Raw genomic sequence first — 13,404 nt, 5'->3', positions numbered from 1 at the left:
GGGCGCCCGCGCCGGGGGCAACAAACCACGCCAGCGTGACGGGGCGCACGGAAAAGGGGCAGGATGGAAGCGCACACTGTGATGACGACGCCGTCCGGCTCCGCTTACCCACCGAGTCACCCACCACCGAGCGGACCCGGACCCCACACGACACGCGAGGAACGCCTGTGGCCACGGAACGTAAGCGCCCGGTCATCAGCGATGGCCTGCCCAGCCAGCTGCCCGACATCGACCCGGACGAGACCGCGGAGTGGATCGAGTCGCTGGACGGCGTCATCGACGCCAACGGGGCCAAGCGCGCGCGGTACGTCATGCTGCGCCTGCTGGAGCGGGCCCGCGAGCGCCAGGTCGGCGTACCGCCGCTGACCACCACCGACTACCTGAACACGATCCCGCCGGAGTCCGAGCCGTGGTTCCCCGGCGACGAGCACACCGAGCGGCGGATCCGCGCCTACATCCGGTGGAACGCCGCGATGCTGGTCCACCGGGCGCAGCGCCCCGAGATCGGGGTCGGCGGGCACATCTCGACGTACGCGTCGTCGGCCTCGCTGTACGAGGTCGGCTTCAACCACTTCTTCCGCGGCCGGCAGCACCCCGGCGGCGGCGACCAGCTCTTCTTCCAGGGGCACGCCTCGCCGGGCATCTACGCGCGGGCGTTCCTGGAGGGGCGGCTGAGCGAGCACCAGCTCGACGGGTTCCGGCAGGAGCTGTCCCACAGCGGCGGCGGGCTCAGCTCGTACCCGCACCCGCGGCTGATGCCGGACTTCTGGGAGTTCCCGACGGTCTCGATGGGCCTGGGCGGGCTGAACGCGATCTACCAGGCGCGGTTCAACCGGTACCTGCACCACCGCGGGATCAGGGACACCGCGCAGCAGCGGGTGTGGGCGTTCCTCGGCGACGGCGAGATGGACGAGCCGGAGACCCTCGGCGCGATCGGCCTGGCCGCCCGCGAGGAGCTGGACAACCTCACCTTCGTGGTCAACTGCAACCTGCAGCGGCTGGACGGCCCCGTCCGCGGCAACGGCAAGATCATGCAGGAGCTGGAGTCGTTCTTCCGGGGTGCCGGCTGGAACGTCATCAAGGTCGTCTGGGGCCGCGAGTGGGACCCGCTGCTGGCCGCCGACCGCGACGGCGCGCTGGTCAACCTCATGAACACCACGCCCGACGGCGACTTCCAGACGTACAAGGCCGAGTCCGGCGCGTACGTGCGCGAGCACTTCTTCGGCCGCGACCAGCGCACCCGCAAGATGGTCGCGCACCTGTCCGACGACGAGATCTGGAACCTCAAGCGCGGCGGGCACGACTACCGCAAGCTGTACGCGGCGTACAACGCGGCGACCGCCCACACGGGCCAGCCCACGGTGATCCTCGCCAAGACGATCAAGGGCTGGACGCTCGGCTCCGGCTTCGAGGGCCGCAACGCCACGCACCAGATGAAGAAGCTGACCCTGGCCGACCTCAAGACGTTCCGGGACCGGCTGTACCTGGACGTCTCCGACGCCCAGTTGGAGGCCAACCCGTACCTGCCGCCGTACCTGAAGCCGGCGGAGAACTCCGTGGAGATGGAGTACCTGCGGGAGCGGCGCCGCACCATGGGCGGTGGGATCCCGGCGCGCCCGCGCACCGTCATCCCGCTGGCGATCCCGCCGTCGTCGACCTTCGGCGCCGTCAAGAAGGGCACCGGCAAGCAGAAGGTCGCCACGACGATGGCGCTGGTCCGGCTGCTCAAGGACCTGATGAAGGACAAGGAGACCGGCCACCGCTGGGTGCCGATCATCCCGGACGAGGCGCGCACGTTCGGCATGGACTCGCTGTTCTCCACGCTGAAGATCTACTCGCCGCACGGCCAGCAGTACACGCCCGTGGACCGGGAGCTGTTCCTGTCCTACCGGGAGGCCACCGCCGGGCAGATCCTGCACGAGGGCATCAACGAGGTCGGCTCCGTGGCCTCGTTCACCGCGGCGGGCAGCAGCTACGCCACGCACGGCGAGCCGATGATCCCGCTGTACATCTTCTACTCGATGTTCGGCTTCCAGCGCACCGCCGACGGGCTGTGGGCCGCCGCCGACCAGATGTCGCGCGGCTTCATCATCGGGGCCACGGCCGGTCGGACCACGCTCAACGGCGAGGGCCTCCAGCACGAGGACGGCCACTCGCACCTGATCGCCGCCACCAACCCGGCGGTGGTCGCCTACGACCCGGCGTTCGCGTTCGAGATCGCGCACATCGTGGAGCGGGGCCTGCACCGGATGTACGGCCGGCAGCAGGAGAACGTCTTCTACTACCTGACCGTCTACAACGAGCCGATCCTGCAGCCGGCGCAGCCGGAGCAGGTGGACGTGGACGGGCTGCTGCGCGGCATCTACCGGTACCAGGCGGCCGAGGGCGGGGACGGCCCGCGGGCCAACATCCTGGCCTCGGGCACGGGTATGCAGTGGGCGCTGAAGGCGGCCACGCTGCTGCGCCAGGACTGGGGCGTCGGCGCCGACGTGTGGTCGGTGACGTCGTGGACGGAGCTGCGCCGGGACGCGGTGGAGTGCGAGGAGCACAACCTGCTGCACCCGGCGGGCGAGCAGCGGCAGCCCTACGTCCAGCGGGCGCTCGCCGGGGCGGCCGGCCCGTTCGTGGCCGTCTCGGACTGGATGCGCGCGGTCCCCGACCTGATCTCCCGGTGGATCCCCGGCGACTACACGTCGCTGGGCACCGACGGGTACGGCATGTCCGACACCCGGCACGCGCTGCGCCGGCACTTCCACGTCGACGCGGAGTCGATCGTGGTGGCGACGCTGCGCCAGCTCGCCCTGCGCGGGGAGATCGCGCCGGACGTCGCCGCCGAGGCCGCGCAGAAGTACGCGATCGACAACGTCGCGGCGGCCCCGGTCGGCGAGACCGGCGGCGATAGCTGACGCCCCCGCCCGGCTGACACCCCGGCGTCGTCTGTCGCCCGTGGATTTCTGCTCCGCCGCTTCGCCGCGGACCGGAATCCACGGGCGACGTGTCGGTTCCGGCGTTCGCGGGGGGACTCGTGGGCGGGTCGGCACGCGGCGGGGCTCCGGCGGCCTACTGTGGGGCCGTGGAGGAGCACCGGACGCCGTTCGCCGCGCTGGACGACCAGGCCGACCAGCTACGCGCCGCCCTCATCGCGTACCTCGACGCCACGGCGGCCGACGCCGAGATCCGGCGGATGCGCGCCGAGGCGCTGGCGCTGCTGGACCCCCGGCCGGGCGAGCGCCTGCTCGACGCCGGCTGCGGCGCCGGCGAGGTGGCCCGCCAGCTCGGCGCGGCCGTGGGACCCGGCGGCGAGGTGGTCGGCCTCGACCTGTCCCGGGACGCGATCGCGGTCGCCGACTCCCGCTCCGGCGGCCCGCCGGTGCGCTACCTGACCGGGGACGTCGCCGCCCTGGACTTCCCGGACGGGTACTTCGACGGCGTCCGCACCGAGCGGGTCCTGCAGCACCTCCCCGAGCCGGACCGCGCGATCGCCGAGCTGGCGCGGGTCACCCGCCCCGGCGGCCGGCTGTGCGCCATCGACACCGACTGGTCCTCGCTGTGCTTCGAGGGGGTCGCGCCGGCGCTGGTCGAGGGCCTGCGCGCCGAGGCCGAGGCCGCCGGTATGCGCCTGGGGACCGCCGGGCGCCAACTGCGCGGCCGGCTGGTCCGCGCCGGCCTGGTCGACCTGCGCGTGCGGGCGGTCACGCTCGTCTTCACCGACCCGGCGGCCGGCGCGCAGGTGCTGCCGATGCTGCGGCGGGGCGACCTGCCGGGGCCGCCCGGGATGTCGCCGCGGGTGCTGGCCGACTTCCAGGCGGCGGTGGACGCGGCCGCGGCGGCGGACGCGTTCCTGGCCGCGCTGACGATGTGGATCGCGGTCGGTACGGTCGCCGGGCCGCCGCCGGAGGCCAGGACGTAGGGTGGGCGGGTGACTGTACGCGTACGCTTCGCCCCCTCGCCGACCGGCCTGTTCCACGTCGGCAGCGCCCGCTCCGCCCTCCAGAACTGGGCGTTCGCCCAGCACAGCGGCGGGGTGTTCGTCCTGCGGATCGAGGACACCGACGCCGCCCGCAACCGCCCCGAGTGGATCGAGGGCATCCTGTCGGCGCTGGAGTGGATCGGCATCTCCCGCGGCGCGTACGAGGGCCCGTACTTCCAGTCCGCCAACGCCGCCGAGCACCGGGCGGCGGCCGAGAAGCTGCACGCGGGCGGGTCCGCCTACTACTGCTCCTGCACCCGCGAGCAGGTGCAGGAGCGCGGCGGGCCGCAGGCCCGTGGCTACGACGGCTTCTGCCGGGACCGCGGGCTGTCCGCCGGCCCCGGCCGCGCGCTGCGGTTCCGCACCCCCGACGAGGGCGCGACGACGGTGGTCGACCTGATCCGCGGCACGCCGACGTTCGACAACGCGCTGCTGGAGGACTTCGTCATCGCCCGCGCGGACGCCTCGGCGGTGTTCCTGCTGGCCAACGTCGTCGACGACGCGCTGATGGGGATCACCCACGTGGTCCGCGGCGAGGACCACCTGTCGAACACGCCCAAGCAGCAACTGCTCTGGCAGGCCCTCGGGCACACCCCGCCGACGTGGGCGCACGTGCCGATGGTCGTCAACGAGAAGCGACAGAAGCTGTCCAAGCGCCGGGACAAGGTGGCCCTGGAGCAGTACCGCCACGAGGGTTACCTGGCCGCCGCGATGAGCAACTACCTGATGCTGCTCGGCTGGGCGCCCGCGGGCGACCGGGAGATCGTGCCGTGGTCGGTGATCGCCGACGAGTTCCGGATCGACCAGGTCAACCCGTCGCCGGCGTTCTTCGACGAGAAGAAGCTGCGGGCGTTCAACGGCGAGTACCTGCGGGCGCTGCCGCTGGACGACTTCATCGACGCCTGCCAGCCGTGGCTGACCGGTACGGTGCCGCCGCTGACCCTGCCCGACGACGTCGAGGCACCGGCGCCGGTCGCGCCGCCGTGGGCGCCGGAGCGGTTCGACGCCGCCGTGTTCGCCGCCGTGGCGCCGCTGGCGCAGACCCGCATCGCGGTGCTCTCGGAGATCGTGGCCAACGTCGACTTCCTGTTCCTGGACACCCCGCCGCGCGACGACGCCGCGTGGGCCAAGGCGATGAAGCCCGGCGCCGCCGACCTGCTGGACGCCGCCGCCGCGGCGTACGCGGAGGCGGCCTGGGACGCCGAGACGCTGAAGGCGGCCCTGGAGGCCGCCGGCGCGGAGCGGGGCCTGAAGCTGGGCAAGGCGCAGGCGCCCGTCCGCGTGGCCGTCACCGGCCGGACGGTCGGGCTGCCCCTGTTCGAGTCGCTGGAGGTGCTGGGCCGCGAGCGCACGCTGGAGCGCCTGCGGTCGGCGCGCGCCCGCCTGGCGGCGGACGGCGCCTGACACCGCCTGCGGCCGCCGTGGGGCGGCTCAGGCCTCCCGGCGGGCGCGGCGCCCGGCCTCCATGAGCCCGAGCAGGACCAGGACGACGGCGCCGCCCACGACCCACCACCAGTTGAAGCCCGACGACGTCGGGATCCGGGGCGCGGCCGTACCGCCGGCCGCGACGAGCGGGTCACTGCCGACGACCGGCTCCGGCGCGGCCGAGGGCTCGACGGTCGCCGTGGGCTCGGGCGCCGGCAGGGCGTCGATCGCCCGCTGGCTGAGCTTGAAGGTGACCTTGCCCTTGACCGGGTCGCCGTCGTCGGAGACCAGCGCGTACGACGCGGTGTAGGTGCCGGCCGCCGTGGGCCTGAGCTTGAGGTAGACGGCGTTCTTGACGAAGCGCGGCTCGCCCTCGCTGGCCTCGGCGTCGTCGGGGCCGACCAGCTTCACGGTGGTCGACTCCGCGTCGAGCGTGCTGCGGAACGTCAGCTTGATGTTCTCCGGGGCCTCGTGGACCGTCTTCTTGTTCTTGGGGCTGCTGCTGGTCAGCTCGTTGTGCGCCAGGGCCGGCGCGGCCGTCGTGGCCAGCCCGAGGGTCGCCGCGGCCAGGACCGCGGCGATCCGTGCCGCCGTGCGGGTCAGGTTGTTCACCGATTCACTCCACCGAAACGTGGCCGTCGAGGCGCCGCGCGGCAGGGGCCCGGGGGTCGGGTGCGCGAGAGCCTTTCCCGCCCGGACGGCGGGGTGGTCACTGAGGCACCCTAAGTCGCAGGTCAGAAGGGCACAATCCCAGGACGGCCTGCATCATGGTGCCATGACGGCTGACCCTGACGATTTGTCCGAGACACTCCGGTCTATCGAGCGGGCGGCCGGGTCGCTGGCGACCGCGAGCGTGGCGCGGATGGACGACGCGCTGCCCTGGTTCCGGGAGCTGTCGGCGGACAAGCGGTCGTGGGTCATGCTCGTCGCGCAGGCCGGGGTCCGCTCGCTGGTCGAGTGGCTGCGCCGGGACCGGACCGGGGCCGTGGCCACCCAGGAGATCGCCGACGAGGTCTTCGAGGCGGCGCCGCGGGCGCTGGCGCGGGCCATCACGCTCCCGCAGACCGTGGCCCTGATCCAGGTCACCATCGACCTCGTGGAGGAGTTCGTCCCCCGCCTGGCCGCCGCCGGCCAGGAGGCCGCGCTGCGCGAGGCGGTGCTGCGCTTCTCCCGGGAGGTGGCGTTCTCGGCCGCCCGCGTGTACGCCCGGGCGGCCGAGACCCGGGCCTCCTGGGACACCCGCCTCCAGGCCATGCTGGTCGACGCACTGCTGCGCGGCGACTCCCCGGACGTCCTGGCCAGCCGCGCCGCCGCGCTCGGCTGGGCCGACGCCTCGCCGGTGGCCGTGGCGGTGGGGCCGTCCCCGGGCGGCGACCCGACGGCGGCCCTGCACACCGTGCACCGGACCGCCCGCCGGGTCGGCGCCGACGTCGTGGGCGGCGTGCACGGCGACCGGCTCGTCGTGGTGATCGGCGGGGCCACCGACCCGGGGGCGGCGACGAAGCTGCTGCTGCCCGCGTTCGGGGCGGGTCCGGTCGTGGTGGGGCCGGCGGTCCGCTCGCTGGACGAGGCGACGGACTCGGCCCGGGCGGCGCTGGCCGGGTACCGGGCCGCGCCGGCCTGGCCGGAGGCGCCGCGGCCGGTCGCCGCCGACGACCTGCTGGCGGAGCGGGCGCTGGCCGGCGACGCCGAGGCGCGGCGGCAGCTACGCGACGGGTACGGGGCGCTGGTGCGCAGCGGCGGCGAACTGCTGGAGACGCTGGACGCCTACTACGCCGCCGGCGGGGTGCTGGAGAGTGCGGCGCGCGCGCTGTACGTCCACCCGAATACCGTGCGGTACCGCCTCAAGCGCGCGGCCGACGTGGCCGGCTTCTCGGCCCTGCACGCGCGCGACGGCTTCGCGCTGCGCATCGCCCTGGCGGTGGGGCGGCTGGACCCACCGACGCCCAACCAGCCGCGCTGAGCCCCGCGGCCCGGCCGCAGCGGCCACGCCGGATCCACCACCGCGGCGCCCGCGGCGGCGCCGTCCACTCCGGACAGCACGGAGGGCGCCGGCCCTGCGGCCGGCGCCCTCCGTCTCGCCGTCGGGTCAGCGCTTGCGGCCGGCCGCCGTCGTCGTCTTGCGGGCCGCGGTGGTGCGCGTGGTCGCCTTGGCGGCCGCGCGCGCGGGGGCCTTGCGGGCGGTGGCCTTGGCCGCCGCCGGCTTCGCCGCCGCCGCCGTCGTCTTGCGCGCGGCGGTGGCCTTGGCGGTACCAGCCTTGGCCGTGGTCGTCTTACGGGCGGTGGTGGTCTTCGCCGCCGCCTTGGTCGTCGTCGCCTTGGTCGTCGTGGCCCGGGTGGCGGTCTTCGCCGTACCGCGCGCGGCGGCGGCCGTCTTCTTCGGAGCGACGGTCTTCGGCGCCTTGCCGCTGGCCACCATCTCCTTGAACCCGGCACCGGCCTTGAACGCCGGCACCGAGGTCTTCTTCACCTTGACAGTCTCGCCGGTGCGCGGGTTGCGCGCGGTGCGCGCACCGCGAACCCGCTTCTCGAAGGCCCCGAACCCGGTGATGGCCACCCGGTCCCCCTTGGTCACCGCGGTCTGGATCTCCGCGAGGACCGCATCGAGCGCCTCTGTCGCCGTGCGCTTGTCACCGAGACGAGCGGCGAGCGCGTCGATGAGCTCGGCCTTGTTCACATTTTCCTCCCGAACCTGGTCTGGTTAATCCCCAATTGGCCGCACCGTATGCCCTATTTGCCGGCTACACAACCATTATTGGATAAAAACCCTTTGTGTCGTAACGGAATCCACCGCCCGATGTGCGTCGCCAGGTTCTCCCCGCCACCCGGCGTCCGCGCCGCACCCCCGCACGCCGTCCGCTCCCCCGGCTGCCCGGCGTCGGCAGACGCCACTTCGGACGCTCCCCGGCAGTGCCCGTCCGCCGTGACATACCCCGCCGCGGCCGGCCCCACGCGCGGAGCCACCGCCGCGCCCGCCCGGCCCGCCGGATCCGCACGCAGACGCGTCTGCGCCCGCGGCGACGGACGGCGATGAGCAGAGTGGACACGAAAAAACCCGCTCCACCGCAGTGGAACGGGTTTTCTGCTTCTGTAGCCCCGACCGGATTCGAACCGGCGCTACCGCCTTGAGAGGGCGGCGTCCTGGGCCGCTAGACGACGGGGCCAGGAATTGTTGCTCCTGCCAAGCGGAGCAGCGGGGCCGAACTCTATCAGAGCCAGCACCGCGTCCCGCTAACGGGCATCGGCGCTGGGGTACCAGGACTCGAACCTAGACTAACGGAGCCAGAATCCGTCGGGCTGCCAATTACCCCATACCCCATCGGCGCTGTCCGTGCCGCCGTTTTCCCTGCCGCGCCCCGACTTCTGACCGGTCGGGGCGTTTTGTGGATCTCCGCGGCGCATCTCGCACCGAGGAGGAACTCTACCCGACCCGCCGGACGCCTTCAAATCGGGTACCAGGGCGTGTTCAGTCGGCCGCCACCACGGGGTTGACCAGCTCCCCGAGGCCCTCCACGGACACCGCGACCGTGTCGCCGGCCGTCAGCGGCCCGACGCCGGCCGGGGTGCCGGTGAGGACGACGTCGCCGGGCAGCAGCGTCATGACGTGCGAGATGTAGGAGACCAGCGTCGCCACGTCGAAGACCATCTGGCCGGTACGGCCGAGCTGGCGGACCTCGCGGCTGTCCGCCTCGGGTCCCACCTCGCAGCGGATCTCGCGGTCCGCCGGGGTCCAGTCGGTGGCGATCCACGGCCCCAGCGGGCAGAACGAGTCGAAGCCCTTGGCCCGGGTCCACTGGCCGTCGGTGGCCTGGAGGTCGCGGGCGGTGACGTCGTTGGCGCAGGTGTACCCGAAGATCGCCCGCTGGGCGGCGGCCCGGTCGGCGCGCCGGGCCCCGGGCGCCCCGATCACCACGGCCAGCTCGGCCTCGTGCTCGACCCGGGCGGACTGCACGGGCAGCCGGATCGCGTCCTGCGGGCCGATCACCGCCGTGGACGGCTTCAGGAACAGCAGGGGCTCCTTCGGCACCGGGGCGTCGTGCTCGGCCGCGTGGTCGGCGTAGTTGCGTCCCACGCAGACGACCTTGCTGGGCAGGATCGGCGAGAGCAGCCGCACGTCGGCCAGCGACCAGCGCTGCCCGGTCACGGCGACCTCCCCGAACGGGTGCCCGCCGATCGCGGCCACCGTCAGGCCCGCCGGGCCCGCCGCCGGATCTCCCTCCACCAGGCCGAAGGACATTCCTCCGTCGTGCACGAACCGGGCGATACGCACTGGTCTGCCGTCCTCACTGTCGCCGTCACGCTGCCGATGAAATCTAGCGCCCCGCCCGCCGGGGCGACCCGGTAGCCACGGGTGGCCCGGGCATGGCACCCTGCGGACATGAACCCTGTGATGATCACCCGGCGGGCGGCCCTGGCCGCGGCCGCCGCCACCGTCGTCGTCGGCCTGGCCGGCTGCGGAGGCGACGGGGACGACGACGATGACGACATCGACCTGAAGCGCAAGAAGAAAAAGAAGAAGCGCTCCTGAGGGCCGGTCCCGTGCCGACGAGGGCCGGTACCGCGCCCGCCGCGCTCCCCGCGCCGGTCTGGCGCGCCCGGCAGGCCGCGCACGAGGCGCGCGTCGACGCCTGGCTGGCCGGGCACCGCGCCCGCCGCGCCGAGGGCCGCCGGCACCCGGTCGAGGACTTCCTGTTCACCTACTACTCGCACCGGCCCGCGCAGCTCCGCCGCTGGCACCCCGGGGCGGGCGTCGTCCTGGGCGGCGCCGACCCGGCCGCCTGGGGCGGGGACTACGCGGCCGTACCCGGCGGCGCCGCGCTGGACGCCGCGGGCGTACTGGCCCGGCGCGGCGCGAGCGCCGCGTGGATCCGCGACCTGCTCGCCGCCACCGCCGCGCGGCCGGCGCACCTGGGGTGCTTCGGGATGCACGAGTGGGCGATGGTGTACCGGCAGGCCCAGGGCGAGGTCCGGCACGAGGCCTGGCCGCTGCGGCTCGGCCCCGAGGGCACCGCCGCCGTCGTGGACGCCGCCACGATCCGGTGCAGCCACTTCGACGCGTACCGGTTCTTCACCGAGGCCGCCCGCCCGCGCAACGCCCTGACGCCCACCCGGCAGGCGCAGCGGGCGCTGGAGCAGCCGGGCTGCCTGCACGCCAACATGGACCTGTACAAGTGGAGCTACAAGCTCTCGCCGCTGGTCCCCGGCGAACTCGTCGCCGACTGCTTCGCCCTGGCCCGGGAGATCCGGGTGCTGGACATGCGGGCCAGCCCCTACGACCTGCGCGCGCTCGGGTACGCGCCGGTGCCGGTGGAGACACCGGCCGGGCGGGCGGCCTACGCCGCGGCGCAGCGGGACTTCGCCGCCCGCGCGGCCGGCCTCCGGGACCGGTTGATCGCCGCGGTGGACGCGGCGGCGGCCGCCGCTCAGCCGTAGGCGCCGACGAGCGCGGCGCCCGACACGGCCAGCGCCAGTACCAGGCCCACCAGCCAGCCGATGAGCAGGCCCACGCCCAGCGCCACGTCCCGCCGCGCGATCAGCACCGCGCCGCCCACGACGCAGCCGACGAGCACCGCGAGCTGGCCGACGAGCGGGAAGCCGAAGACGAAGCCCGCCGAGGCCGGGCTGTCCTCGGTCAGGAACAGCAGCAGCAGCGGCAGCACGGTCACCAGGTGGGCGGCGCAGGCCAGGCCGACGCCGCCGAGGGTGCGGGCGGTGGGCAGCGGCCGGCGGGCGCCGGCCGGGGCGCGGTGGGCGGCGTACGAGGGGTCCACGGTGCTCCTTCCGCCGGACCCCGCCGCCGGCGCCCGCGCCGGGATCCAGTGATGATCAGCTATCGACCTGCTCAACGGTCGAACGGCCCCGACGACGTGCCCGCGCGGGCACCGCGGCCCGCGCGCGATGACCACGGCGGGGCGCGGCGGACGCGGATACGGTGGCAGCCGTGGATACTCCGCCGCGGCGGCTGCCGTTCAGCACCCTGTTCAACTTCCGGGATCTCGGCGGCTACGCCTCCCGCGCCGGGCACACCGTGCGCTGGCGGCGGCTGTTCCGCTCCGACTCCCTGCACCGGCTGACCGCGGCCGACGGGACCGCGTTCGACGCCCTGGGCATCCGCACGGTCGTGGACCTGCGGCGGCCGACCGAGGTCGACCGGGACGGCCGGGTACCGGGCCACCACCGGTTCACGTACCACCACATCGAACCCGACCACGCGCCGTGGGAGGCGGTCCCCGCGCCGGACGCCGAGGACGCGCACGCGCGCTGGCTGGCCGACCGGTACCTGGACCTGGCCCAGGACGGGGCGGCCGGCATCGCGGCGGCGCTGGCCGTCATCGCCGACCCGGCCAACGCCCCGGTGGCCGTCCACTGCGTCGCCGGCAAGGACCGCACCGGCGTGGTCTGCGCGCTGACGCTGGCGCTGCTGGGCGTCGCCGACGACGACATCGCCGTCGACTACGCGCTCAGCGCCGAGGCGACCGCCGAGTTGCTGTGCTGGCTGGAGGAGACCGGCGGCAGCCTGCCGCCGCTGCCGGCGGCGTACTTCGACTGCCCCGTGGACGCGATGCGACTGTTCCTGGCCGACCTGCGGGCGCGTCACGGCTCGGCGCAGGGGTACGCCCGCGCCGCCGGCCTGGGCGCGGCCGAGATCGGGGCGCTGCGCGCCCACCTGCTCGACCCCTCCGGCCGGTGACGCCGCGCGGTGGGCCCGGGATCAGCGGACCCGGTACACCCAGCCGTCGGGGTCCGGGGCGACGCCCCGCTGGAGGTCCAGCAGGGACTGCCGCAGCGCCATGGTGACCGGCCCCGGCTCCGCGCCGCCGGCCCGGAACTCGCCGCCGGCCCACTTCACCGCGCCGATCGGCGTGACGACCGCGGCCGTACCGCAGGCGAAGACCTCCCGCAGCCGGCCGCTGGCGGCGTCGGCGCGCCACTCGTCGAACGAGACCTGCCGCTCGCGCACCTCGTGCCCGGCCCGGCGGGCGAGCGTGAGGATCGACTCCCGGGTGATCCCCTCCAGGATCGTGCCGGTGAGGGCCGGGGTCACGACCGTGCCGTCGTCGTAGACGAAGAAGACGTTCATCCCGCCCAGCTCCTCGACGTACCGGTGCTCCACCGCGTCGAGGAAGACGACCTGGTCGCAGCCCTGCGCGATGGCCGCGGCCTGGGGGGCCAGCGAGGCGGCGTAGTTGCCGCCGCACTTGGCCGCGCCGGTGCCGCCGGGCGCCGCGCGGGCGTAGTCCTCGGAGACCCACAGGGTGACCGGCTTGACGCCGCCGCTGAAGTAGGCGCCGGCCGGCGAGGCGATGAGGACGTACAGGTACTCCTGGGCCGGCCGGACGCCGAGGAAGACCTCGCTGGCGAACATGAACGGCCGCAGGTACAGGCTGCCGCCCTCGGCCGTCGGGATCCACTCCCGGTCGATCTCGACGAGCGCCGCGATGGAGTCGAGGAACGCCTGCTCGGGCAGCCGCGGCATGGCCAGCCGGTCCGCGGACCGCTGGAAGCGGCGGGCGTTGGCCTCGGGGCGGAACAGGCTCACCCCGCCGTCGGGCAGCGCGTACGCCTTGAGGCCCTCGAAGATCTCCTGCGCGTAGTGCAGGACGGCGCTGGCCGGGTCCATCGGGATCGGGGCGCGCGCCTCGACGCGGCCGTCGTGCCACCCCTTGCCGTCGGCGTACCGCAGCGTCACCATGTGGTCGGTGAACACCTTGCCGAAGCCGGGGTTCACCAGGCGGGCGGCCCGCTCGGCGGGGCTCGTCGGATGCGCGTGCGGGTGCACGTCGAAGGCGAGAATGTCACCATCGCTCATCGCGTGGACCTCCAGTCTCCGGTTGTGGGCAGCCGGAGTGACCGGGCCCGGACTCCGCCGTCGGAGGATGTCGGGTGCCGTGGCCTGGCCCGACAGTGCCGCGAAAACGACCGCGACCCCGGACCTGGCCGGGGGCGGCTCGGCGGCGGCGGGCGGGAGGCGGCGCGTGCCCGCATCCGCCCCGGCGTCCTGCCCGAAG

12 protein-coding genes and 2 tRNA genes are annotated in these 13,404 nt (G+C 74.3%); 7 read left to right on the top strand and 7 right to left on the bottom strand.

Translation table 11 applies throughout. The features are described 5' to 3' along the window. Window positions 1–167: 167 nt before the first annotated feature. From aceE to gltX, 3 genes are all read left to right on the top strand, one after another. Window positions 168–2,906 (top strand): pyruvate dehydrogenase (acetyl-transferring), homodimeric type, encoded by a 2,739-nt coding sequence (gene aceE, locus IEY75_RS05060; protein ID WP_189112989.1) that lies wholly within the window; start codon window positions 168–170, stop codon window positions 2,904–2,906. A gap of 167 nt (window positions 2,907–3,073) precedes the next feature. Further along, a complete protein-coding gene (locus tag IEY75_RS05055; RefSeq protein WP_189112988.1) occupies window positions 3,074–3,910 on the top strand; it encodes a methyltransferase domain-containing protein in 837 nt (278 codons plus the stop codon). A gap of 9 nt (window positions 3,911–3,919) precedes the next feature. Beyond that, window positions 3,920–5,374: a glutamate--tRNA ligase gene (gltX, locus tag IEY75_RS05050; protein WP_189112987.1), complete on the top strand. Its 1,455-nt coding sequence runs from the start codon at window positions 3,920–3,922 to the stop codon at window positions 5,372–5,374. A 27-nt stretch (window positions 5,375–5,401) separates the two neighbouring features. Here the strand turns inward: gltX and IEY75_RS05045 are convergent, their stop codons facing one another. Continuing rightward, complete coding sequence (locus IEY75_RS05045) at window positions 5,402–6,007, bottom strand: copper resistance CopC family protein (protein WP_189112986.1); 606 nt, start codon at window positions 6,005–6,007, stop codon at window positions 5,402–5,404. Window positions 6,008–6,170: 163 nt separating this feature from the next. Here IEY75_RS05045 and IEY75_RS05040 point away from each other — a divergent pair, with 163 nt between their 5' ends. After that, a complete protein-coding gene (locus IEY75_RS05040) occupies window positions 6,171–7,358 on the top strand; it encodes a PucR family transcriptional regulator (RefSeq protein WP_189112985.1) in 1,188 nt (395 codons plus the stop codon). A gap of 126 nt (window positions 7,359–7,484) precedes the next feature. On the opposite strand, the gene IEY75_RS05035 is transcribed toward IEY75_RS05040, so the two are convergent. The 4 genes from IEY75_RS05035 to IEY75_RS05020 form a co-directional block, all read right to left on the bottom strand. Then, a complete protein-coding gene (locus tag IEY75_RS05035) occupies window positions 7,485–8,072 on the bottom strand; it encodes an HU family DNA-binding protein (RefSeq protein ID WP_189112984.1) in 588 nt (195 codons plus the stop codon). 414 nt (window positions 8,073–8,486) lie between these two features. Further along, window positions 8,487–8,559, bottom strand: a tRNA-Glu gene (locus IEY75_RS05030). 83 nt (window positions 8,560–8,642) lie between these two features. Continuing rightward, window positions 8,643–8,714: transfer RNA gene (locus IEY75_RS05025), tRNA-Gln, on the bottom strand. 147 nt (window positions 8,715–8,861) lie between these two features. Next, on the bottom strand, window positions 8,862–9,665 hold the full coding sequence (locus tag IEY75_RS05020; RefSeq protein WP_189112983.1) for a fumarylacetoacetate hydrolase family protein: 804 nt from the start codon (window positions 9,663–9,665) through the stop codon (window positions 8,862–8,864). Window positions 9,666–9,773: 108 nt separating this feature from the next. On the opposite strand from IEY75_RS05020, the gene IEY75_RS05015 reads away from it, so the two are divergent. Together IEY75_RS05015 and IEY75_RS05010 are read left to right on the top strand one after the other, a co-directional pair. Further along, window positions 9,774–9,923 (top strand): hypothetical protein, encoded by a 150-nt coding sequence (locus tag IEY75_RS05015; RefSeq protein WP_189112982.1) that lies wholly within the window; start codon window positions 9,774–9,776, stop codon window positions 9,921–9,923. Between the two features lie 11 nt (window positions 9,924–9,934). Continuing rightward, window positions 9,935–10,828 carry a 3-methyladenine DNA glycosylase gene (locus IEY75_RS05010; protein WP_189112981.1) on the top strand — a complete coding sequence of 298 codons (894 nt, stop codon included), beginning with the start codon at window positions 9,935–9,937 and terminating at the stop codon, window positions 10,826–10,828. On the opposite strand, the gene IEY75_RS05005 is transcribed toward IEY75_RS05010, so the two are convergent. Then, on the bottom strand, window positions 10,819–11,166 hold the full coding sequence (locus IEY75_RS05005) for a hypothetical protein (protein WP_189112980.1): 348 nt from the start codon (window positions 11,164–11,166) through the stop codon (window positions 10,819–10,821). The two genes, IEY75_RS05010 and IEY75_RS05005, sit on opposite strands and share 10 nt — an antisense overlap. Window positions 11,167–11,336: 170 nt before the next feature. Here IEY75_RS05005 and IEY75_RS05000 point away from each other — a divergent pair, with 170 nt between their 5' ends. Beyond that, the gene (locus IEY75_RS05000) at window positions 11,337–12,086 is read left to right on the top strand and encodes a tyrosine-protein phosphatase (protein WP_189112979.1); all 750 of its coding nucleotides are present in this window, start codon (window positions 11,337–11,339) and stop codon (window positions 12,084–12,086) included. A gap of 21 nt (window positions 12,087–12,107) precedes the next feature. On the opposite strand, the gene IEY75_RS04995 is transcribed toward IEY75_RS05000, so the two are convergent. Further along, window positions 12,108–13,205 (bottom strand): branched-chain amino acid aminotransferase, encoded by a 1,098-nt coding sequence (locus IEY75_RS04995; RefSeq protein WP_189112978.1) that lies wholly within the window; start codon window positions 13,203–13,205, stop codon window positions 12,108–12,110. Window positions 13,206–13,404: the final 199 nt, after the last annotated feature.

The organism is Pilimelia terevasa, from assembly GCF_014647915.1.
In the GTDB taxonomy this organism is placed as follows: Bacteria; Actinomycetota; Actinomycetes; order Mycobacteriales; family Micromonosporaceae; genus Pilimelia; species Pilimelia terevasa.
Note: the sequence above shows the minus strand (reverse complement) of the source record. Positions and strands in the feature narration are given on the sequence as shown.

Bases quoted from the DNA above. Each gene is read 5' to 3' on its own strand.
- IEY75_RS05040 (WP_189112985.1), top strand. From the start codon at position 6,171: ATGACGGCTGACCCTGACGATTTGTCCGAGACACTCCGGTCTATCGAG.
- IEY75_RS05015 (WP_189112982.1), top strand. From the start codon at position 9,774: ATGAACCCTGTGATGATCACCCGGCGGGCGGCCCTGGCCGCGGCCGCC.
- IEY75_RS04995 (WP_189112978.1), bottom strand. From the start codon at position 13,205: ATGAGCGATGGTGACATTCTCGCCTTCGACGTGCACCCGCACGCGCAT.